Annotated in this window: 16 protein-coding genes and 1 pseudogene; 4 read left to right on the forward strand and 13 right to left on the reverse strand. The window is 46.0% G+C overall.

Going from position 1 to position 22,604, the window contains the following annotated elements:
• Positions 1–726 (reverse strand): ParA family protein (locus tag JZY04_RS20110; RefSeq protein WP_220577449.1); only part of this gene is annotated, 726 nt, incomplete at its 3' end.
• 232 nt (positions 727–958) lie between these two features.
• Here JZY04_RS20110 and JZY04_RS21570 point away from each other — a divergent pair.
• From JZY04_RS21570 to mobC, 4 genes are all read left to right on the forward strand, one after another.
• Positions 959–1,138 (forward strand): hypothetical protein, encoded by a 180-nt coding sequence (locus JZY04_RS21570; RefSeq protein ID WP_074668551.1) that lies wholly within the window; start codon positions 959–961, stop codon positions 1,136–1,138.
• 304 nt (positions 1,139–1,442) lie between these two features.
• Complete coding sequence (mobA, locus tag JZY04_RS20115) at positions 1,443–1,871, forward strand: conjugal transfer protein MobA (RefSeq protein ID WP_004291488.1); 429 nt, start codon at positions 1,443–1,445, stop codon at positions 1,869–1,871.
• Entirely contained in the window at positions 1,850–3,097 is a 1,248-nt protein-coding gene (gene mobB, locus JZY04_RS20120; RefSeq protein WP_004291483.1) for a conjugal transfer protein MobB, read from the forward strand. The genes mobA and mobB overlap by 22 nt, the downstream gene beginning before the upstream one ends.
• A 30-nt stretch (positions 3,098–3,127) precedes the next feature.
• A complete protein-coding gene (mobC, locus tag JZY04_RS20125; RefSeq protein WP_004291482.1) occupies positions 3,128–5,146 on the forward strand; it encodes a conjugal transfer protein MobC in 2,019 nt (672 codons plus the stop codon).
• A 131-nt stretch (positions 5,147–5,277) separates the two neighbouring features.
• Here mobC and JZY04_RS20130 read toward each other — a convergent pair whose 3' ends face one another.
• The 12 genes and pseudogenes from JZY04_RS20130 to JZY04_RS20185 all read right to left on the reverse strand — a co-directional run.
• Positions 5,278–8,532 (reverse strand): P-loop NTPase fold protein, encoded by a 3,255-nt coding sequence (locus JZY04_RS20130; RefSeq protein ID WP_004291481.1) that lies wholly within the window; start codon positions 8,530–8,532, stop codon positions 5,278–5,280.
• A gap of 16 nt (positions 8,533–8,548) precedes the next feature.
• On the reverse strand, positions 8,549–9,679 hold the full coding sequence (locus tag JZY04_RS20135; RefSeq protein ID WP_004291480.1) for an ATP-binding protein: 1,131 nt from the start codon (positions 9,677–9,679) through the stop codon (positions 8,549–8,551).
• 301 nt (positions 9,680–9,980) lie between these two features.
• Complete coding sequence (locus JZY04_RS20140; protein ID WP_004304269.1) at positions 9,981–10,586, reverse strand: RteC domain-containing protein; 606 nt, start codon at positions 10,584–10,586, stop codon at positions 9,981–9,983.
• 238 nt (positions 10,587–10,824) lie between these two features.
• Complete coding sequence (locus JZY04_RS20145; RefSeq protein WP_004291474.1) at positions 10,825–11,247, reverse strand: dihydrofolate reductase family protein; 423 nt, start codon at positions 11,245–11,247, stop codon at positions 10,825–10,827.
• A 301-nt stretch (positions 11,248–11,548) separates the two neighbouring features.
• Positions 11,549–11,800, reverse strand: coding sequence for an efflux RND transporter periplasmic adaptor subunit (locus tag JZY04_RS20150; protein WP_005809234.1), 252 nt, complete (start codon positions 11,798–11,800; stop codon positions 11,549–11,551).
• Positions 11,800–12,843 (reverse strand): ABC transporter permease, encoded by a 1,044-nt coding sequence (locus tag JZY04_RS20155; protein WP_005809236.1) that lies wholly within the window; start codon positions 12,841–12,843, stop codon positions 11,800–11,802. The genes JZY04_RS20150 and JZY04_RS20155 overlap by 1 nt, the downstream gene beginning before the upstream one ends.
• 2 nt (positions 12,844–12,845) lie before the next feature.
• Positions 12,846–13,073: pseudogene (locus JZY04_RS20160) on the reverse strand (hypothetical protein); the annotation flags it as partial.
• 121 nt (positions 13,074–13,194) lie between these two features.
• Complete coding sequence (locus tag JZY04_RS20165; RefSeq protein ID WP_005809240.1) at positions 13,195–14,553, reverse strand: efflux transporter outer membrane subunit; 1,359 nt, start codon at positions 14,551–14,553, stop codon at positions 13,195–13,197.
• Entirely contained in the window at positions 14,554–17,667 is a 3,114-nt protein-coding gene (locus JZY04_RS20170) for an efflux RND transporter permease subunit (protein ID WP_005809243.1), read from the reverse strand.
• On the reverse strand, positions 17,664–18,785 hold the full coding sequence (locus tag JZY04_RS20175; RefSeq protein WP_005809248.1) for an efflux RND transporter periplasmic adaptor subunit: 1,122 nt from the start codon (positions 18,783–18,785) through the stop codon (positions 17,664–17,666). Before JZY04_RS20175 ends, JZY04_RS20170 begins: the two co-directional genes overlap by 4 nt.
• Positions 18,782–20,728, reverse strand: a complete 1,947-nt coding sequence (gene tet(Q), locus JZY04_RS20180) for a tetracycline resistance ribosomal protection protein Tet(Q) (RefSeq protein ID WP_008148693.1) — start codon at positions 20,726–20,728, stop codon at positions 18,782–18,784. Before tet(Q) ends, JZY04_RS20175 begins: the two co-directional genes overlap by 4 nt.
• Positions 20,729–21,388: 660 nt before the next feature.
• The coding region (locus JZY04_RS20185; protein WP_255584463.1) for a helicase at positions 21,389–22,604 on the reverse strand (1,216 nt) is incomplete at its 5' end.

Genomic DNA, 22,604 nt, shown 5'->3' on the forward strand with positions numbered 1-22,604 from the left:
GACGAGTTTGTCGAGGTTGCTGCCGCGTACCAGTATTTTGTCCGCCGGAAACGCCGTGGAGCGGAATACCGCCTTGCGTTCTGCCGCCGTCTCCTTGCGGAAGCGCTTACTGTCCGGTAGATGTGTTTCCAGAATGGGCAGGGCGAACTCGGCACAGACCTTGTCGTATGCCTTGTAAAGTTCAGTCTTTTCGCGTCCGTCCACCATGTTCCACACGAGGTAAATCCCTTTGATGCCGGACTTGCCCGTGCTTATCATCTGTTCGTTGATGACAGTGGCGAACTTGATGGAACTCTCCATCACCACACGGTCGGCGATGATGGGCGTGAAGATATAGTCCATTTGGGAAATGGTCTGCACCACATCGGCATTGTTGATTGTTCCCGGCAGGTCGAAGAACACGAAATCGAGGTCGGGCTGCGCTGCCACCAGATTTTCGGCGGTCTTTACCGCATCTTCCGCACGGCTGCATCTGATGGTGTACGGGTTCTTCTTCAGTCGTTTGAGCTGCTCATACGCCAGCACCTTGTAATGCCCGTCCTCCATGACGGCTTTCATGTCACGCTTGCGCATGTCATGGATACTGTACTGCGGGAAATCGCAGTCCACCACGGCTACGTTGTAGCCTTTCACATAGTGCAGATAGCTTGCTACAAGCACTGTCAGGGTTGTCTTACCCGCTCCACCTTTCTGCGTGGAGATTGCCACATAAGTTGCTTCTTTCATTTTTTTGATAATTTATTTGGTTATACATCTGTCCGGTGGCGGTAGCGTATTGTCATTAGTACGTACGCACGCACTCCCATTCATTTATTTATTCACTCCTTAATCCGGCTGTGCCTGCGGGTATTCATCGGTTTGTCCAACCGTCCATGCTTTTATCCGTCCGCACGGACGTGTGCTTGGAAAACTATCTGAATACATACACCTGTTTTCAACCGTTTGGATTGATGCCCGGATTGCTGTCCGAACATCCGGCGGAAGGAGTGTATTTTCAGTCCCACATCCGAATCACACTGCAAATAAACAAGGATATTTTGGAACTTGTATCACTTCTCCGGCAAGTGGCAGCACGTTGCGCCGGTTGGCACTGATTGTCCGGGTCAAGCCTCTGTCGGACATCGCCTTAAGGGCGTAACTTTGCACCCGAACGGCAGGGTACGCCGCAGGTAGCGCAGCCCGGAGTTTGAAAGGAATCATCCCCAATCCGTCCCCGACGGATTTTTATGTTCACCTGAACATAGCAAGATGTCTTTTCAGCCGCTCAAAATATTTTGAGCAGCCACGAAAAGCACTTGCCCTTGNTATTTTGAGCAGCCACGAAAAGCACTTGCCCTTGCAGGGGGCGGGCTTTCCCTCCGAAGTCGGGAAGCCTTTCAGAACTGCGGTGCTGTAATCCGAAGCGGCGGCTTATGCCGTCAATCCGCTAAATCCAAAGTAATATGAAAGAGAAAAGGAAAAGCAAATCAGGGAGAAATCCCAAACTTGATCCGGCGGTGTACCGGTACACCGTCCGTTTCAACGAGGAGGAACACAACCGTTTCCTCGCCATGTTCGGAAAATCGGGTGTCTATGCACGGTCTGTTTTCCTCAAAGCGCACTTCTTCGGGCAACCGTTCAAGGTGCTGAAGGTGGACAAGACGTTGGTGGACTATTACACCAAACTGTCGGATTTTCATGCACAATTCCGTGCCGTGGGTACGAATTACAACCAAGTCGTGAAGGAACTGAGGCTGCATTTTTCAGAGAAAAAGGCGATGGCGTTGCTCTACAAATTAGAGCAACACACCGTCGAACTCGTGAAACTGAGCCGCCGGATTGTGGAACTTTCAAGGGAAATGGAGGCAAAATGGTCGCAAAAATCAGTGTAGGAAGTTCGTTGTACGGCGCGATTGCCTACAACGGGGAGAAGATTAACGAGGCGCAGGGGCGGCTTCTCACCACCAACCGCATCTACAATGACGGTTCGGGAACGGTGGACATAGGCAAGGCGATGGAGGGTTTTCTCACCTTCCTGCCACCGCAGATGAAGATCGAGAAGCCGGTGGTGCATATCTCTCTCAACCCGCACCCGGAGGATGTGCTGACCGATATTGAGTTGCAGAATATCGCCCGCGAGTATCTGGAAAAACTCGGTTTCGGAAACCAGCCTTATCTTGTATTCAAGCACGAGGACATCGACCGCCACCACCTGCACATCGTGACGGTCAACGTGGACGAGAACGGGAAAAGGCTCAACCGGGATTTTCTCTACCGCCGCAGCGACCGTATCCGCAGGGAACTGGAACAGAAGTACGGATTGCATCCGGCAGAACGTAAAAATCAGAGATTGGATAATCCGTTGCGCAAGGTGGCCGCATCGGCAGGTGATGTGAAGAAGCAGGTAGGCAACACCGTGAAGGCTCTGAATGGGCAGTACCGTTTCCAGACGATGGGCGAATACCGTGCGCTCCTTTCCTTATATAATATGACGGTGGAGGAAGCGAGGGGCAACGTGCGCGGACGGGAGTATCACGGGCTGGTCTATTCCGTCACGGACGACAAGGGTAACAAGGTGGGCAACCCGTTCAAATCCTCGCTTTTCGGGAAGTCCGCAGGCTATGAAGCCGTACAGAAGAAGTTTGTCCGTTCCAAATCGGAAATCAAGGATAGGAAACTGGCAGACATGACGAAACGCACCGTCCTTTCCGTGCTGCAAGGCACTTATGACAAGGACAAATTTGTATCCCAACTCAAAGAGAAGGGCATCGACACCGTACTGCGCTACACAGAGGAAGGGCGCATCTATGGGGCTACCTTCATCGACCACCGCACGGGATGCGTGCTGAACGGTTCGCGCATGGGTAAGGAGCTTTCGGCGAATGCCTTGCAGGAACACTTCACCCTGCCATACGCCGGACAACCGCCGATACCGCTATCCATCCCTGTGGATGCTGCGGACAAGGCACACGGGCAGACCGCCTACGACAGTGAAGATATATCGGGCGGTATGGGCTTGCTCACTCCCGAAGGTCCGGCGGTAGATGCCGAGGAAGAGGCTTTCATCCGGGCGATGAAGCGCAAAAAGAAGAAAAAACGCAAGGGCTTGGGTATGTAATCAGAGTATCAACAATTAAAAAATCAATGTATGTCACAACAAGAAGACGATTTGAGGGCATTGGCGAAAATCATGGATTTTCTGCGTGCCGTGAGTATCATTTTAGTGGTCATGAACGTGTACTGGTTCTGCTACGAAGCCATCCGGCTGTGGGGCGTGAACATCGGCGTGGTGGACAAAATCCTTCTGAACTTCGACCGCACGGCGGGGCTGTTCCATTCCATTCTCTACACGAAGCTGTTTTCCGTCCTTTTGCTTGCCTTGTCCTGTCTGGGTACGAAGGGTGTCAAGGGTGAGAAAATCACTTGGGGGAGAATCTGGACAGCATTTGCCGTCGGGTTCGTGCTGTTTTTCCTGAACTGGTGGTTGCTGCCCCTGCCGCTGCCGCTTGAAGCGGTGACGGGACTGTATGTCCTTACCATTGGAACGGGCTATGTCTGCCTGTTGATGGGTGGTCTGTGGATGAGCCGCCTGTTGAAACACAATTTGATGGAGGATGTTTTCAACAACGAGAACGAGAGTTTCATGCAGGAAACGAGGCTTATCGAAAGCGAGTATTCGGTCAATCTGCCGACACGTTTCTATTACAGGAAACGCTGGAACAACGGTTGGATCAATGTAGTTAATCCCTTCCGTGCGTCCATCGTGTTGGGTACGCCGGGCAGCGGCAAGTCCTATGCCGTGGTAAACAATTTTATCAAGCAACAGATTGAAAAGGGCTTTAGTCAATACATCTACGATTTCAAGTATCCCGACCTATCTACTATTGCCTACAACCATTTGCTGAACCACCCGGACGGCTACAAGGTAAAGCCGAAGTTCTATGTGATCAACTTCGACGACCCGCGACGCTCTCATCGGTGCAATCCCATTCACCCGGATTTTATGGAAGATATTACGGATGCCTATGAGAGTGCCTACACAATAATGCTCAACCTCAATAAAACGTGGGTGCAAAAGCAGGGCGACTTCTTCGTGGAGTCACCTATCATTCTGTTTGCCAGTATTATCTGGTATCTCAAAATCTATCAGAACGGGAAGTTTTGCACGTTTCCCCATGCTATCGAGTTTCTGAACCGCCGTTACGAGGATATATTTCCGATACTGACCTCTTATCCGGAGCTGGAGAACTACCTTTCGCCGTTCATGGATGCGTGGCTTGGAGGGGCTGCGGAGCAGCTCATGGGTCAGATAGCGTCGGCAAAAATCCCGCTTTCGAGGATGATTTCACCGCAGCTCTACTGGGTGATGTCAGACAGCGAGTTTACGCTGGACATCAACAATCCCGAAGAGCCGAAAATCCTCTGCGTGGGTAACAATCCCGACCGTCAGAATATCTACGGTGCGGCACTCGGTCTGTATAATTCCCGTATCGTGAAGCTCATCAACAAGAAGGGGATGCTGAAGTCATCGGTCATCATCGACGAGTTGCCCACAATATACTTCAAAGGGTTGGACAATCTTATAGCTACCGCCCGAAGCAACAAGGTTGCCGTGTGTCTGGGCTTTCAGGATTTCAGCCAGTTAGTGCGTGACTACGGGGACAAAGAGGCGAAAGTGGTGATGAACACTGTCGGCAATATTTTCTCCGGTCAGGTGGTGGGGGAAACAGCCAAGACGCTCTCCGAGCGGTTCGGTAAGGTGTTGCAGAAACGGCAGTCCATCTCCATCAACCGGCAGGATGTTTCCACCTCCATCAACACGCAGATGGACGCGCTCATTCCACCGAGTAAGATTTCCGGGCTTACGCAGGGAATGTTTGTCGGTTCTGTATCCGACAACTTCAACGAGCGTATCGAGCAGAAGATTTTTCATTGCGAGATTGTGGTGGATGCCGAAAAGGTGAAACGGGAAGAAAGTGCCTACAAGAAAATTCCCGTCATTACAAACTTCACGGACGAGGACGGCAACGACCGCATGAAGGAAACGGTGCAGGCGAACTACCGGCGCATCAAGGAAGAGGTGAAGCAGATTGTGCAGGAGGAACTGGAGCGTATCAAAAACGATCCGGTGCTGTGTAAACTGCTACCAGATAATGAGACTGTCTAACAAGTCCCCAAAATTGAAAATTATCCCTATCGAAGTTTGAAGTGACCCCCAAAAGTTGGATACAATTTTTTTGGGGGGCACTTCAGTTCTGACGGGTAAAATCGTAAAATTCGGACTTGTTAGACAAATACTTACGCGGTTTCAACCTCAGGTACTGAATCTATCGAATTGACAAATTTAACCAATTGCGGATCTGAATCTTTTTGTATGAGGTTTCGGAGACTCTTTTTCAATTCATAAGCATCATCCCCTGCTGTATTTATTAAATCCATATAAAAATCTTTGTTTTGCAGAATCAATGAACGGCATGCCCCATCGGAAATTACAGGTTTCACTATTTTATCAATAACGTCTCCAGCTTGACTTTTCAAATTACCATGCGATCTAAGCCATGTTTCGAAAAATTGAAACTTTATTGCATTGATAGTCTTTTTACCGATGCAGAAATCATTTCTTATATCGGTAACTGTCGATTTAATTTTTCGTTTATCCAATCTTTCAACTATATTCTTGAAACAATTAGGGAAAGGATTCAAACTTTGAGTTCCAGAAGCAATATCCATCAGAATCTTTTTGCCAAATTCAGTCAAGTTATCTGGCAAGGATTTGATTTTAGCCAGTAAATGTTTTATTGCGACAAACCAATAATATGATGTATGTGCTGTTCTTTGGGCGTATAATGTATCAACACTTATTTCAGACAACGCTTCGAACGCTATTTTATTGATATGATCGGTCAGGACATTGCTTATTTTAGTGGTCAAATCGTAAAAAGATGCGTCAGGAATTACATCTTTAATATTGTTCTTAGTGATATACTTATCCAAATCGGTATTCCACTCTGCTAAATGCTCGATAAATACCTCATCCGTTACACCTATTCTGTTCTTAATATCTTCAAATTGGGGCAATATGTCTGAGAGCAATAATTTATAGCCAAGTTTATGATTTACCATGTATTGTAGTGTTTCATTTAATAGCGGTATATTCCATCCCACACTATTTACTAATAAGTCTCCATGATCCACATAATAGTCCATGAGTTCTGCAACATATTTTATATCTCCACCCTCTATTAAGGAAACGGAATGACCATGTGCCAATTGCATGGCGACTAAATCGTAATATCCAGACTCTTTAATGTTTCGGCCATCAGTTTCTAATTCAGAATGCAACTGATTTATGTAGGTTGAATCTAACGTTACAGGTAAAGGTCTTTCTTCGTCAGATGCCAATAAACGATAGGTTGTAAATATAGCCCCTATATTATCTTTATTTACATTCTGTTCATCAATGCAATTCGTGATCGCTTGCAAAAGCGTTGGAAACGTATAGGTAGAATTATCTTTTAACGTTTTTACAATATCTGCATGGTCGAAATTATCGGGTAGTAAGTTTGCCAAATAATTATCGAGCGCCTCCGAATTTGTTGCTACTTGATAATATTTATATGCTTTAGTTGTCGCGTTATCCCGATAGGCAGCATCTGTTGCATTTGCAGCTTGAATATAATCGATAAATGTATTTGGCTTGACTGTTTTTGCTTCAATCAATGACGTAAAATCGCACGCCAACTTATTTTGCGCAATAAACCTGTCTATTGCATCTAACGTTTTGAAATAGTCGCCGCCATTGAAGTCATTGAACCGAACTATCTTCTTATATAATTGAGCAATCACATGGTTTTGGCTTTCCGTGTCTAAATGCAACAGCAGTTCTTGGTATTCGACAGGGAACACCTGCTTCTCTATGGATTCTTTTAATTTCAATTGTGCTATTCTTTGCCATACACGCAGAATAACATCGCTCTTTCGAGTTAATTTATGCAAACAATGTATAATCTTATCGATAAGCGCATTGTCCATACATTGTATAACTTCTTCTAATACAGTGTCAAATTGTTTATTAGTCTCTGCATATTGATTTATGTCGTGGTCTTCTTCTCCGTTGATGCAGCCTTCAATATATTTTTTCAATGGAATTTGTCGAGCATCTTCAACATCGACACCATATACCAAAGCTGCAATTTCGCGTTGTGTTTGCAGATCATTGTTAATTATTGTTTGAATGCCATTCAGATAGTCGCCGGACAATATTTGTTCTACTGGATTTGCCAGAATATCCGTCTTCTTCAAACAGAACAATGCTATGTTTATCATCAAAATTTCGTTACACCACTCTTGTTTAAGAGCGACCATCTCATTGATATATGATATAATTTCCCTAACATTGGCATTAGGATTTACCAATCTGAATATCCGATTTATAGTTTCTTTCGCTTCATTTTCTGTTTCTCCAAATGCTTCAACAAACAGTTTGTTGAATATACTTCGATAGTCGGTAATAACAGGAGGAGCAACACGATAAACAATAGGGAAAGTTTTATTGATAAAATACTTGGTCAGTTGTTTCGTTTGTTCGTCGGTCTCATCTCCGAATGCACAAGCTAAATGTGTTTCATCGAAAGGAATAACAGCCCAAACATTTTCAAAACCGCTATCGGCGAAGAACGTATGGATAGAAGACCATAATTCTTTTACTTTTTCAGCGGGGAGACGATCCATGTTGTCAAAAACAAGGACTAATTTACGTTGTCCTTTTTCCTTGATAAAATCAGAAATGTCTTGCATCCATGTTTTGAACTCGTAAACCGTTGGTTCGTCTTCGCTCAAAGTCTCATAGCAAACGTCCTTTTCGACTTTATCTTGATAAATAGCTAACATATAACTCCATCCATATTTATGATCTTTGCTATATGCCCATTTCCAAACGCACAATGCAATAAGAACTGGCAGTGCAGCTATGATAATAGACAATAAAGAAAACCACCATGTTGTGGGTGTAGGTTTTACTGCATACGCAATAAATGTAAATATCGGAGTTAAAACTGCAACCAAAAATGCCGCAACCATACCATTACTGATAAGGGGATATTTTTCGGTTACGGTCTCCGTTTTACGGGCTAATAAATATTTCAGCTTTTCAGACCATGATACGGTTTTCGTACCTCCACCTTTGACTTTTATTGTTGCATTTCCAGATAGGATACCATCATCAATAAGTTTGCTTGTAAGCAATTCCAATATAGAGCGGCGTTGCAAGTCCTCTTGATGTCCCCATGCGTCATACTCAAAAAAGTAATAGTCGTCTGATAATTCACGTTCCAACATTTTAACCACGTTGGATTTTCCAGATCCCCAAATACCTTCGATGCCGATAATTCGAGGTAAAGTACATTCCTCATCCAATGAATCATTCTGACAAAAATGGCGAGCAATAGTTTTTGCCAACCTTTCTTGCGAACCTCCATCGAATTTGTCAATACCACACGGTTTATTTTGGATAAACCGCGGATATTGCTGTTTGGATTGTAGTTTTGTTTCCATATACGTAATTTATTGATTATACGAACTCCAAATAATTCTCCCGATTTACCACATGAAACTCGGCATAGGGATAGGCTTCTTGGAAGGCTTTCGGTGCGGCCGGCATTTTATTTCCCCACTTGAACTCCAAGGCGGTAAGACTGTCGGCACTCTCCTCAATCAGGTCGATTTCCTGTTTGTCGTAGGTGCGCCAGAAATAGAACTCCCTGTGCAGTCCCTCATTGAAGTTCGCTTTGCGCCGCTCTCCGATGATGTAGTTCTCCCACAGCGCACCGACATCCTGCCGAATGGCCAGCGGTGAGAAAGCCCCGATAATGGCATTGCGAATGCCGTTGTCGTAGAAGTACCACTTGCCAGCTTTTGTAACCTCCTTGCGTAGGTTACGCGAATAAGCCCCCAGACGATAGATAACGAAGACCTTTTCCAATAGGTCGAGGTATTTTTCAACGGTCGTCTTGCTCATGCCGAGTTGTTTACCTAACTCTTCGTAAGAAACTTCGCTGCCCAACTGAAAAGCTATCAATCGCAGTAGATCGCGCATCTTGCTCGAATTTTTTAAGCCGTCAATTGCTAAGATATCTTTAAGCAGGTATGCACCGACAATATCACGTAGGTAGTCTGTTTTACGTTCATAGTTCTCCATCATTACTACTTCGGGATAGGAACCGTAAATCAAGCGCGCTTCGAGGTTCTGGCGGGTTTCAAGTGCCGTTTCCGTCTGTGCGATTTCCCGTTGCGAGAATGGTGTAAGGAGAAATTGCGTACTGCGGCCGACCAACGGTTCACCAGTCTTATTCAGCAAATCGAATGACGAAGAACCACTTGCCAAGACACTTATTCCCGGTATTTCATCAACTATCAACTTCAGAATACTACCGATTTGTGGTATGTTCTGTGCCTCATCAATAGCCAGCAAATCAATACCATCCAATAAATGCCGATAATTGGCTATTGAGCGATTCTCCAATAGTGCTAATGTGTCGTAGTCTTCGCCGTTGAGCATCATCGTCCTACCTGAATAGTTGTCCACAATTTTACGCATCATTACCGTTTTACCAACACGGCGAGCACCAAAAATCAGTACTGCTTTATTGGGCGCGATTCGTGCTGTAATCTTCTCTTGAAGTATTCTATTTACTGTTTCCATACCTTATAAAATATAATGCAAAGATAATCATATTTTTTTAATTGGCGAATTTTACAAAAAAAACGGGCTATTAAATGGCGATTTTTACAACCACAATCTTATGGAAGTTGTTTCATTGTTTTTAGTAATGATATATGTTCATACTATGATGACTCAATAATTTACCAGACATACGTTTCTGAAATTTGTCCTTATAGGAATGAAAAACTCACATATATTGTGCTAATTAATATATAATTAAATGAAAATAAAAAGACAGGATACGAGTATTCCTGTCTTCTCATATGTAATGGATATTTTTTTATTTTCTCATCCGCTCCAACTCCTCATCACGCAACATTCTCTCGTTCAGTTTTTCCTGCATCCTGTCAATGAAATAGGTGCGGCTTTCGTTCTTCCGGCGTTTGATATCAGTGTAGAAGCGGTAGCAGTCTTTAGAATCAACCCCGAATATCTTATAGAGAAGTGGGGCGAGCTGTTTGAGCGGCATATTGCCGTTGTTGATGCAGCCCATCACGTCTATGCCGTAGATAAGTTCCACGAGGTCGATGGCATTGCCCGTCCATTGAAGAAGGCTGGCGGTGGTTTCTGTTGCGTTGTTGGCGGATATTAGTGGTGGCACTTGGGGCGTGGCAAGGAATTTCTGCATCTTTCTTACGAAAGACAGAGCCTTGCTGACGTAGGCGGCAATCTCTCTTTTTTCTTCTGACAGATTACGTACGGGATGGTGCTGCAACTCGATTTCGATGTAGGCAAGCGCGATGACGGTAAGGTTCATGTCCATGCCGCCGTTGCACAGTTCGATCACTTGGGTGGCGAAAGCCGTGTATGCCGTTTCCATATTGCAGTCGCCGGCTTCGTTTATCAGGCGGAAAAAGTCGGTTTCCGCCAGCAAGAAATAATTCATGGTTCTGTCAATTTTGAAAATTACACTTTGTTTTCTGCGTGCGCACATGAATATAATTGGCAAAAAACGCGGCAGAAAATAAAAAATCCAACACTCAATTTTACAAAGTGCTGGATTTCAGAGGTATAAAATTCAGTATTTTTTCACAAGGACAAATTATCTCCGACTTAAATTGTTTGTAATCGGAACATTTATTCTATTCCTGAAAATAGAAATGTATGCTTGCCGCACATTTTGGCTATCTTGCTTTTTTATCAAGGATATAGATAATGCGACATACACCGTTGGGATAGCTTTTCAAAGAGGAAAGCGTCCAGTGTTGCTCTGGCAGAGCCGACTTAAAAAAATGTCGTCCGCTTCCGGATATGAAAGGAACGGTGTATAGTATGATTTCATCCACAGCGTGCATCCGCAGCAGTCCGTTTATATAGTCTGCCGTGTCCGGTGTGGCTTCCGCGAGGTAACGGATGTTTGTGCAGTCTTTTCTCCATTCGTGCAGCATTGAAATGGAATAGTCCGGTGTCACACGGTAAAAGGCTTTCTTCCTGATTTCATCAAGACCGCAACGGTCAAGGCACAAATCCTGATGTGCTTTATCATATAACTCTGAAGAAAGACATCCGTCCATCGTCAGTACGGCGAGAATCTGAACTTTACCCATAATCGTTTCCTTTCGTTAGGCAAGGGTAAAAAAGTAGCGTGCAATTCACACTACCTTCAAGCGATGGCTCTGGTAAAGCCTTTACGGAGAGTACGTGAATGCACGCTATGCGTAAGCATAGCATAAGCATCACGCAATCGTCTCCGTAGTTCCAATTTACCAGATTTTCGCTTGAAACGCCTTGCGGTCTTATCCTATATGTTGGCGGCGAAAAGCTCCTGCCAATCGCCGTTTTTCTCAAATGTTATGCAAAGATAGCCAAATTCAGTGAATTACGGGCTATGATTGCTTGAATTTATATTTAATCTCCTATGCGCACTTTATCTCCTATCGAAACATTAATCTTGTCCAGGACTCCCGATATCTGCGATTTTATTTCGATCTCCTTCATCGGAAAAACATTGCCGGATATGTTTATTTCCTCTTTGATCTCGCGATATTGTGGTTGTGTAGTTTCGTAAATTGCCTTTGTACCTCTTAGCGAAGAACGAAAAGCAACAAATGCCAGTGTGGCGGAAAAGATGCAAATTAATATAATCTTAAATGTCTTCATTATCCTATATTTTCGTTTCTAATGGCGTCAATGGGTTGTATAACAGATGCTTTCATAGCCGGAAATGCTCCGGCAATGACACCGGACAAAATCAAGATAACCAAAGCGAGAACAGCTACATTTATATCTATTTCTGCATGCTTTATCATTGTCGCGTGACGGGCGCTTTCGAGCAACCAATTTATAATCTCAAGAATAGCTGCACCTGATATCAATCCGATGATACCGGAGATTACAGTTATGATGACAGATTCCGTCAGCATTAACACAAGAATGGATTTAGGAGTTGCTCCTACAGCCTTACGGATGCCTATTTCGCTACTCCTTTCTTTGATCACGACAAACATGATGTTGCTTACTCCAACAATACCACTTATCAGAAAACAAATTCCTACGATCCAGATAAACATTTTCAATCCATCAAAGAGTCCCTCAAAAGCAGATGTTTGTGTCTCAAAATTGATTATCTGTAAGGCTTGCTTATCAGAATAAGCAAATTGGTATTTATTAGCGATGAAGGCTCTCAGCTCATTCTCAAATCGCTTGGAATCAACTTCTTTGTTCAGATATAAACAGAAAGCGCGCAATGGAGTCTTATTGTCAATACAGTTTATGTAACTTGAGAAGGGCACATATACCGAATTGATTTCCGAAGCGCTGAAAATATCATCATTCTTTAGTACGCCTATCACCTTAAAATCAATACCGGCAATGTTGATCGACTTACCCAACGCTTTTTGATTATTAAATAAGGTCGTACTGACATTTTCGCCGATAATGGTAACATTACGGGTATTCTCGTCATCTCCTTTATTAAAATATCGTCCATCTTCGTTGATTTTAAGTATCTTAATTCCCATATAGTTTTCATTGATTCCTATAATCTTAAAAAGTCCGCTTTTAGCTTTATTCATCACTTGCGAATAAGGTCCTGTTATTTCAGGCGAAATAGCTTTTATCCCCGGGAACTGTTTCTTTATGCGGTTAAGAAAATGCAAATCGAAATGCAATTGTTCCCCTTCTCTGATATTCTTATACTTCACCCAGAATCCTCATCATTCCATACCATGACGGATTCACCATAAGTTACTAACGTGGTCACATAGCGGTGTGTGGTATTGATATTGTGCTGGGTTTGAAAAATAGCGATTGATTCATTCTCTATTTTCTGTACACGACTACGCTCGTGCAGAACAATAGCGACCATGCTGCCAATGATCGCCATTAAAAGAAAGTATCCTATAAATATTTTATGCTGCAAAAGTATTTTCATTGGCTTGATATTTTACAATCCAAATATTGCTTTCGTACAATATCTACATGCGGCAGAATCACGAAAAATATCCGAGATGAATAACACTAATAATAATTTCAAATTTTTCTATTTATTGCAGTTACATTCCTCCTCCCAACACATGATAAAGTTTGATTACACTTTGTATGCGTTCAAAACGAGTTTGTAGCTGTTGCACTTCCGCTTCGAGAAGAGACTGTTGGGCGGTCAACACTTCCAGATAGGTGGCATTGGAATGACGCATAAGCGATTCTGTCTTTCGCACAGCATCGCATAATGTTTCAACCTGTCGAGCATTGATTTCAATTTGCGATTTTGCCGTCTGCCATGCAGTCAGAGCATCGTTCACTTCTTTTCCAGCGTTCAGCAATGATTGCCGGAACAACAGTTTGGCTTCTTCCTGACGGCTTTTGGCTATCTTCAAGTTGGCGATGTTTGTGCCCCGGTTGAATAAGGGCTGTGTCAGGGAACCGATGGCATTGAGCAACCATTGTCCGGGATTTACGATTACGCCACCGCCGTTATTAGTCCATCCAAGAGTCCCCGAGAGGGTAATATTGGGATAGAAGGCGGCACGAGCCGCATTGGTGGCGTAGAACGCCTGCGCCAGTTCCATTTCAGCCTGACGCACGTCGGGACGGTTGGAAAGCAGTTGCAAAGGGACTCCAATCGAGACAGTATCGGGGAAAGCAGCCTCGGCCAGATTACTTCGTCCAATCGAGTGTGACGGCATGGCAAGTATCGCAGACAGGGCATTTTCTGTTTCGGAAATACTCTTGCGTATGGATAACAGGGATGCTTCGAGTCGCATCACGTTCGCCTTTGCCTGCAATACGCCGGCTTCGTTTGATTTCCCCACTTTTTTCAACGCTTCAAGAGTACGTACGGTAGTCCGCCAGTTCTCCAAAGTCCGGTTACTTATTGCCATTTGTGCGTCAAGCATGGCAAGGGTGTAGTAACTGTCTGCAATAGTGGCGACAAGCTGTGTCTGTACGGCCTGCCGGTAGGCACGGCTTCCTTGTAACGCGGCGGCTGCACCACGCTTTGCCGCCGTAAGTTTGCCGAAGATGTCCAGTTCCCAGCTTGCCGACGCTCCCACATTATATGTCTTTGCCGTTGCTCCGTCATGTTTATTGGCATTACCTTCGGCAGTCAGTCCCAGTGATGGAAGATATGATAGTCTGGCAGTCATCAGGACGGCTTCTGTCGCTTCCACGCGTAACCGTGCCACATTGAGGTCTGTGTTCCGTTCAAGTCCGGTTTCAATCAAGGACTGGAGTTTCGGGTCGGTAAACATTTCCCGCCACGACAGGGACGCGATGGTCGTTGTATCAATGTCCGCCGGTACGTCCCGATACAGATTCTCCGTTGAGAGGTCAGGACGATGATACCGGCTGTATGTGCCACAACCGGCAAACATCCATCCTGACAATATGATATATATTACTGTCTTCTTCATTTAATTATGCTTAACACGTTCTTGAATATATTGGAATACAATAAACAATGACGGCACAAGGAACAACAGAGCCAAAGTACCGACAATCATTCCACCGATTACACCTGTGGCAAGCGAACGGCTGCCGTTGGCACCCACTCCGTGCGCCATCATCAGCGGGACAAGACCGAACACCATGGACAGCACAGTCATCAATATAGGGCGCAGGCGGACTTTTGCCGCACTGTATGCTGCCTGTGCCAGCGTCATGCCTTCCGACCGCCGCTTGCCGGCGTATTCGGTAAGCAGGATGGCGGTCTTGGCAAGCAGGCCGATAATCATGATTAATCCGGTCTGCATGTAGATGTTGTTCTCCAGACCGAAGAGCCACGCAAACAGGAAACTGCCCATTAGTCCGCAAGGCACCGACAACAGAACCGCGAAGGGTATGAACACGCTCTCATACAAGGCGCACAGAATCAGATAGACCAGAACCATGCAGAGCAGGAATATAAGCGTGGCATTGTTGGTCGTCTTGCTTTCCTCACGCGAAATGCCGCCAAACTCGTATGTGTAATTTGACGGAAGCACTTCACGTGCCGTCTCGCCGATGGCTTCGAGCACCTGCCCTGAACTGTAACCCTGCGCCGGCGACCCGCTAATCGAGATGGCGTTGAACAGGTTGAAACGGGTGAGGTCTGACGGGCCGTTGGTCTTGGTCAGGCGCACGAACCGGCTCAAAGGCGACATGCCGCCATCGGAGGCGCGCACATACATGTGGTGCAGGGATTCCGCATTCACACGATATTCCGCCGGAGCCTGCATGGTCACATGGTAGAGCTTGGAGAACCGGTTAAAGTCGGAAACATATTGTCCGGTATAATAGCCCGACAATGTGGAAAGCACATCTGCGGGCGACACACCCGACTGCTCACATTTGGCGGCATCGATATCCACCCAGTATTGCGGATAGTCCGTGGCAAAGGAGGAATAGACTTCGCCGATTTCGGGTCGTTGCGACAAGGCTTCGACAAACTTGTCCGCCTCTTCCTTGAAAGCGGCGATGTTTCCGCCCGCCTTGTCCTGCAAATAAAGCTCGAAACCGTTTCCCATGCCGTACCCGGCAATCATCGGAGGCGACATGGCGAACACCGTGGCATCGGGAATATCTGAAGTGGCGGCATAAATCTTTCCGATGACATCATTCACCGACTGCCCCTCTCCCTTACGATCCTCCCAGTCTTTGAGTGTCACGAAATACATCGCCTGCGAGGGACCGGAACCGCTGAAAGAGAAACCGGCTACCGCACCGCTGTATTCAATCTCGCCGATGCTGTCGAGACGGCTGTTGATACGCTCCATCACCTTACTTGTCTGAGCCATGGATGTGCCGGGCTTCGTGTTCATGCTCACCATGACCGTCCCGGTGTCCTCTTCGGGAATAAGTCCCGTCTTTGTGACATTGACCAGCAGCACCAGCAACCCGAAAGAAATGCCTATGATGCTCCACAACAGCCATCGGCGATGGATAATGAACATCACTCCACGTACATAGCGTCGGCTCAGACTGTCGAAGACGGCATTGAACGCTTTACGGAAACGGGCTGCAAAATTGTTCTTAGTGTTGCCCTGCTCATCGATATAGGGTTTCAGCAGCAGCGCGCAAAGTGCCGGTGAGAGTGTGAAGGCATTGACTGCCGAGATTCCCACGGCAACAGCCATCGTGATACCGAACTGCGTGTAGAACGCTCCCGAAGTCCCGCCCATCATGGCTACGGGGAAAAACACTGCCATAAAGATTATGGTAGAGGTCAGGATAGCCGACGAAACGCCTTTCATGGCATCATCAGCCGCGAGAACTGCTGATTGATAGCCCTCATCGAACTTCGCCTGCACCGCTTCCACCACCACAATGGCATCATCGACCACGGTTCCGATGGCAAGCACAAGCGCGAACAGGGTGAGCAGGTTGATGGAGAATCCAATCATGGACATCACGGCAAATGTGCCGATGATGGAAACGAAGATGGATATGGTAGGGATAAGCGTTGACTTGATGTCCTGCAAGAACACATACACCACCACGATGACCAGAAGTATCGCTTCCAATAAGGTGCGGAGGACAGAGTGGATGGAGGCATACAGGAACTTGTTGGTATCGGTAAGCACCACGAATTCCGTCCCTTCGGGCAAGTCCCGGCTAAGGTCGTCAAGCACTTCGTGAATCTCCTTGATGGTGCTTGATGCATTGGACCCGGCTTTCTGGTTGATGAGCATCATAGCTGCCGGATGCCCGTTCACCTCGGAGGAATAGTTGTAGTATTCATCGCCCAGTTCCACATCGGCAACCTCTTTCAACCGAAGCACATTGCCGCCCGGCAGTGACTTGACGACCAGCTCACCGAACTCTTCCGCTCCGGACAAGCGTCCGCGGTATTTCATCGTGTATTCATTGGCGGTAGGATGATTGGCACCGAAGGAGCCGGTGGCGGCCTCGATGTTCTGTCGTGCAAGTACGGCAGAGATGTCATCGGGGATAAGCCCGTATTGCGCCATCTTGTCGGGACGCAGCCAAAGTCGCATGCTGTAGTTGGAACCGAACAACTGTGCCTTTCCCACGCCGCTGATACGTTTCAGCCTCGGCTCGACATTGATTTTCACGTAATTGCTCAGGAAGGTCTGGTCGAAGCGGTCATCGGGCGAATAGAGCGCGAAAGTCATCAGTTCGGCATTCTGCTGCTTTTCAGTGGTGACACCGGTCTTGGTGGCTTCCGCCGGAAGTTGGCTCAGTGCGCCGTTCACGCGGTTCTGCACGTTTACCGCCGCCATGTCCGCGTTGGTTCCCTGTTTGAAATAGATGTTGATGGAAGCATCTCCCGTATTCGATGCCGTGGAAGTCATATAGGTCATGTCTTCCACTCCGTTGATGGCTTCTTCCAGAGGGGTTATCACTGCCTTCTGCACGGTTTCAGCGTTTGCTCCCGGATAAGTTGCGAATACGTTGATGGTCGGAGGTGCGATGTCGGGGTATTGTTCCACCGGCAAGGAAAACATGGAAATCATGCCCAACAGTACAATCACCACCGAGATAACGCCCGAAAACACCGGGCGGTCTATAAAAAATCGCAGGTTCATTTCGTTTCGTTTTTAGGGGTTATGCTCATGCCTTCTCTCACCAGTCCCACGCCTTCGGCGACAATGGTGTCACCGACCGAAAGACCTTCTTTTACGATAAACCGGTTGCCGTCGTTCAGGCGGTCCACCGTGAGATAGGCGGCTTCCGCCTGTCCGTTTTTCAGACGGTAAGCGATAATCTTGTCCTGCAGTTCCACGGTGGCGGTCATGGGAATGGTTACGGCCTCCGTTTTCGGGTTTTGAAGGATGACATTGCCGATGCTGCCACTCAACAGTTCGCGGTCGGGATTGGGGAACAGGGCTTTGATTTGTACCGTTCCGGTAACAGGATCCACCACGCCGCTTACGGTTTCAATACGTCCTTTCGCCTTGTACAGGCTGCCGTCGTTGAGTTGCAGGCCCACTTCCGGCGTCCCGGCTATCATGCTGTCAATCGAGCCATAGCGAGCCGAATATCGCCGTAGCATATTCTCCGAAATGGAGAAATAGGCATACATCTCCGCATTGTCGGACACGACCGTGAAAGGCTGTGCCATATTGGGACCGACAAGCGCACCGATGCGATAGGGCAATGTGCCTACTACTCCGTTGCTCGGGCTTTTGATTTCCGTATAGGAGAGATTGTTGCGTGCATCCGATTCTTGTGCCTTTGCCTGTTCGAGTTCAGCACACGCCACTGCCAGTTGGTTCCGGGCGAGAGAAAGCTCGTAGTCGGATATGACCTTCTCGTCAAACAATGCCTGCTTGCCCCGCAGCTCGATTCTTGCCGTTTCCACTTTTGCCTGTGCCGCGCTGACATTGGCCTGCGCCGTGCGTAATGCCGCCCGATAGGGCACTTGGTCAATTACAGCCAATACTTGACCGGTCTTCACCCGTTCACCCTCTTTCACTTTCAGACGGATAATGCGCCCGGATATTTGCGGCAGGATGTCCACATCCTGCCGTCCGCGTATGGCGGCGGAATAGGACTCGGAGATTTCCACCGGACTTGCCGCGACCTTTATGACCCGATAACTCTGCACCGCATCCTGCTTGCCGTCCGCCTGCCTGCATCCGGTCGGCAGGAACAGCATGAGAGCAAATGCGGCGAAATTCGTGATAATGAATTGCTTGTTCATATTTTCTTCTTGTTTTGTATTAATTCATAAATTGATTTTTGGAACATGAATAAAAGTTTATCTTTTTCGTTCATGCGGATATTATCAGAATAACCGTCTTTTGTTATTTGATACCCACATGGCTTAACCATAAAAATGCCTAAGCCCTTAGTGTACGAACTTACTTCTGAGGCATAGTCTTTACTTGTATTTAATGGAACTTTCCCTTTAATATGACACCACTCATTATTACAACTGATGTCTTCAATCTCAGACATCAGTTTTTGCAAATCTGTAATAGCTTTGGAACTCGCTACTTGGGGTATCTGCAACTCAAAACAGAGCATCGGTTCGAGAATGTCCACACCTGACTGTTGCAAAGCCAGCCTGAAGACATAAGGGGTCAGCTGTCTGAAATCAGCAGGTGTACTTACCGGGCTATAATACTCGGCTTGAGTAAAAGTTACTTTCAGATCTGTCACTTCCCATCCATGTAAACCAGATTGGCAAGACATACGAATCCCTTCAAAAACGGCATTTTGAAAAGAATGGTTCAGATAACCATAGGAGATGTCACTTTCGATTTGCAACCCTGCCCCTAACGGTAAGGGTTCAAGAGTCAGCCCTATTGTGGCCCAGTAAGGGTTGGGTGGTACTTCGATCTGAATAATCTTATTGACCTTTTTTATAGGTCGTTCTTTGTAGATAGTCTTGATCTCATCAAAATGGACCTTTACGGAAAATCGTTCTTCCAGCAATGTCTGTATGATTTCCTTTTGGGTCAAACCATATAACGAGATTTCCAATTCATCACTATATGAGTTTATGGAAAAGGACAAAGACGGGTCTTCAATCCACAATGTATTCAGAGCGGATATCACCTTGCTTCTCTCTTCGGGCCTGTCTGGCCGGACGGAGGATTTGAGAGCGGGATGCTGATGCGATAATCCTTGAATCAAACAAGGTTCAGCACCTAAATAATTTCCGATTCGAAAATCATCCATATCCTCTACAATCGCGATATCATTGGCGCCCACTTCATCAACATTTATCTCTCTGCCCTGATTGATAGTTTTTAGATTTTTAATCTTGATGAATTTTTCCGAATCGTTGATTCTTACAACGTCTCGAAGTCTCAGACTTCCGTCAATTATTTTTAGAAAACTTCTTTTATGTCCTTTGGGGTCATGCTCTATCTTATAAAGATAAGATGAAAGTCTGTTTGAGACCGATGCCGGAGGAAGTATAAAAGAAGTGATGGCGTCCAACAACTCATTGATACCGATATTGAACATTGCTGATCCATGTAGCACCGGATAGACTTTGGCTTTTGCCACAAGATCGATTATCGTATTCCAATAATCAGCCGGTGAAATTTCGCTATCCGCCAAATATCGTTCTAATATATTGTCGTCATGGTTGCATACAAATTCTTTGTATTCTTCCTTTATATATGTTTGGGAGCAAATCGGATAAACCAATCCATCGACAACAGTTTGCATAAACAGGACATCTTGAGACAGATTTGTTTTTATATCCAGATACAAACGCTCTAAATTCACACCGTCACGGTCAATTTTATTGATAAATATAATTGTCGGGATTTGCAGTTTTTGTAAAGTATTGAACAGCAACTTTGTTTGCGCTTGTATGCCTTCCTTTGCGGATAAGATGAGGACTGCTCCATCAAGCATTTTGAATGTCCGCTCCACTTCCGCAATAAAATCCATGTGTCCCGGAGTGTCAATGATATTGCATTTCACTCCATTCCAGATAATAGATGTCGTAGAAGCCCGAACAGTAATTCCTCTACGTTTCTCTATATCCATAGAGTCTGTTATGGTGTCACCATTATCCACACGGCCGCACTTTTCCGTTGCTCCACTGGCAAACAGCAGATTCTCGGTTACGGAAGTTTTTCCTGCATCAATGTGAGCAAGAATTCCTAAATTTATAATATTCATTTGGATTAAGCAATAATATACTACAATAGATGCATTGTCGAAACGCACCTTTTAATACCTCCTCGTAGCATGTGAGAACTACAGGATTACTAACTCGTATTAATATGTATATTATTACTGCCGCATAACGATTGCAAAATTACACAAAAAAAATATATCTAACAAAAGTGGGAGGATTTTTTAACTTTTTTTACCATAGACATTTTATTAGGGAAGCGTAGGTTCAACTGGCAAGTACAAATAAGTAGAAATGTTTGAACAACACCGTTTTAGGAAGTTGAAAAATCAAGTTTCTCTCTCGGTATAGCGTTTATTTTGGCCAATATCTTCTTTAGTTTGGCATTTGAGTATTTCCCATTCGTGTTCTATTTAGCTCCTTATTATGAGTATGTAGCAAGTTGCTTATCAAATTCAGCCTCTTTGAGGGTCAAATATGGTTTTGCAAATGGTGACTGACAAGACATAAACAAGGTCAGCAGGATTTTTTACATAAATGGACATGAATGTATATAACCTAAAATAAGAATAAATTTTAATAAGGGCTGCCCAAAAAGAAAAAAAATGCAGTTGCCATCCTACAGATACTTGCAGAAAGGATAAAATTTACTTTTAGACCTTTTGGGATAGCCCTTATTAATACTTCAGATAAAATTCCTAAGGTTATATTTTCAATCCTTTGGACCGGGTTTCCTCCTTGGCATACAGCCCCGGATGCCCAGTTATGGTGTGATTGGCGATAATACTTTCCGATGGATTGCGTATTTGCGGTGATGTATCTTCGGGATATTGCCTGATACCGTTTCGCACACCTTTCGCTTCCGGTTTGACCTGTTGCCCTTCATGCTCCTTTTCGGTGATTTCGGGTGTAGGCGGCGCAAGTTCCAGCTGTATCTTGCGGTCAAGGGCGGCAAGTTCGGACTTCAACTGTTTCAGTTCTTCCTCCTTCTTCCACACCTTGCCTGCTATCTCCTGCAACTGCGGTATCTCACGTTCCAAGACCTCATTCTTCGCTTTATACTGGTCGATGATGGAGGGGATTCTCTCAATCGCGTTGAGGAAGTTGCGGGCGGCGGCCAACGGGTCAGCCAGCGCCAGATGCCCGTTGTTGTAGGTGTACTTGTAGTTCCCCTCGACCACGAAGCGGTTGTCGGTAAACTCCAATCCCTCTTTGAGTATCCTTTCGCTGACCACCTTTATCGGGAAACCGTAAAACTCTCCAACCTGCGTGTACAACCCTCCGGTCGTGGCATTCTTGGCTATCTCCTGCAAACGCTTTCCGATGACTTTCTCATCGGCGGAATCCACTCCGTCCACCTTTATTATATTAAGGTGATTGCCCTCCTTGTCGGTCTGCACCACAGAGAGGAAGCGGTTCCAGTCCTCCGTCATGGCATCTATGAAAGCTGTGTTGTTGCCCAGCTCGCGGGTCTTCGATTCCAGCTTGAACTCCGAATCACGCTTGCCCTTGTTGAACGACTTGCGTTCCCCTTCGAGCGAGGCGATACGTTTTTCCAGTTTCGCCTTGTCCAGCAGGTCGGTGTTGCCGGATAGCAACGCCATATATTCCGAGAAGTTCATGCCCGATTTCTCGTCCATTGCCCCCTCGTCGATGGTACGCGCTTCCATAGCACCGCTTTTAAGCTGGCTGATGAAAGTCTGCTTGCAGTGCAGGAGGTTGAACTTGTAACTGTCCAGTGATTTTTCCACCGCGTAGATTATTACGTCCACGTTGTTCCCGGCGAAATGCTTGGCTATCTCGTTGCCTGCTCTAACTCCCCGTCCGTCACGCTGTTGCAGGTCGGACGGTCGATCGGGTAGGTCAAGGGCATTACTGCCCTCTTCCCCCCTCAGAACCGTACATGAGGGTTTCCCCTCA

This window comes from Bacteroides sp. 11BF, assembly GCF_019633765.1.
GTDB classification, from domain to species: Bacteria; Bacteroidota; Bacteroidia; order Bacteroidales; family Bacteroidaceae; genus Bacteroides; species Bacteroides hominis.

Coding starts and splice junctions, on each gene's coding strand:
- JZY04_RS20135 (WP_004291480.1), bottom strand. CDS start 9,679: ATGGAAACAGTAAATAGAATACTTCAAGAGAAGATTACAGCACGAATC.
- JZY04_RS20170 (WP_005809243.1), bottom strand. CDS start 17,667: ATGAACCTGCGATTTTTTATAGACCGCCCGGTGTTTTCGGGCGTTATC.
- JZY04_RS20145 (WP_004291474.1), bottom strand. CDS start 11,247: ATGGGTAAAGTTCAGATTCTCGCCGTACTGACGATGGACGGATGTCTT.
- mobB (WP_004291483.1), top strand. CDS start 1,850: ATGGTCGCAAAAATCAGTGTAGGAAGTTCGTTGTACGGCGCGATTGCC.
- JZY04_RS20150 (WP_005809234.1), bottom strand. CDS start 11,800: ATGAAGACATTTAAGATTATATTAATTTGCATCTTTTCCGCCACACTG.
- JZY04_RS20140 (WP_004304269.1), bottom strand. CDS start 10,586: ATGAATTATTTCTTGCTGGCGGAAACCGACTTTTTCCGCCTGATAAAC.
- mobC (WP_004291482.1), top strand. CDS start 3,128: ATGTCACAACAAGAAGACGATTTGAGGGCATTGGCGAAAATCATGGAT.
- mobA (WP_004291488.1), top strand. CDS start 1,443: ATGAAAGAGAAAAGGAAAAGCAAATCAGGGAGAAATCCCAAACTTGAT.
- JZY04_RS20130 (WP_004291481.1), bottom strand. CDS start 8,532: ATGGAAACAAAACTACAATCCAAACAGCAATATCCGCGGTTTATCCAA.
- JZY04_RS20165 (WP_005809240.1), bottom strand. CDS start 14,553: ATGAAGAAGACAGTAATATATATCATATTGTCAGGATGGATGTTTGCC.
- JZY04_RS20175 (WP_005809248.1), bottom strand. CDS start 18,785: ATGAACAAGCAATTCATTATCACGAATTTCGCCGCATTTGCTCTCATG.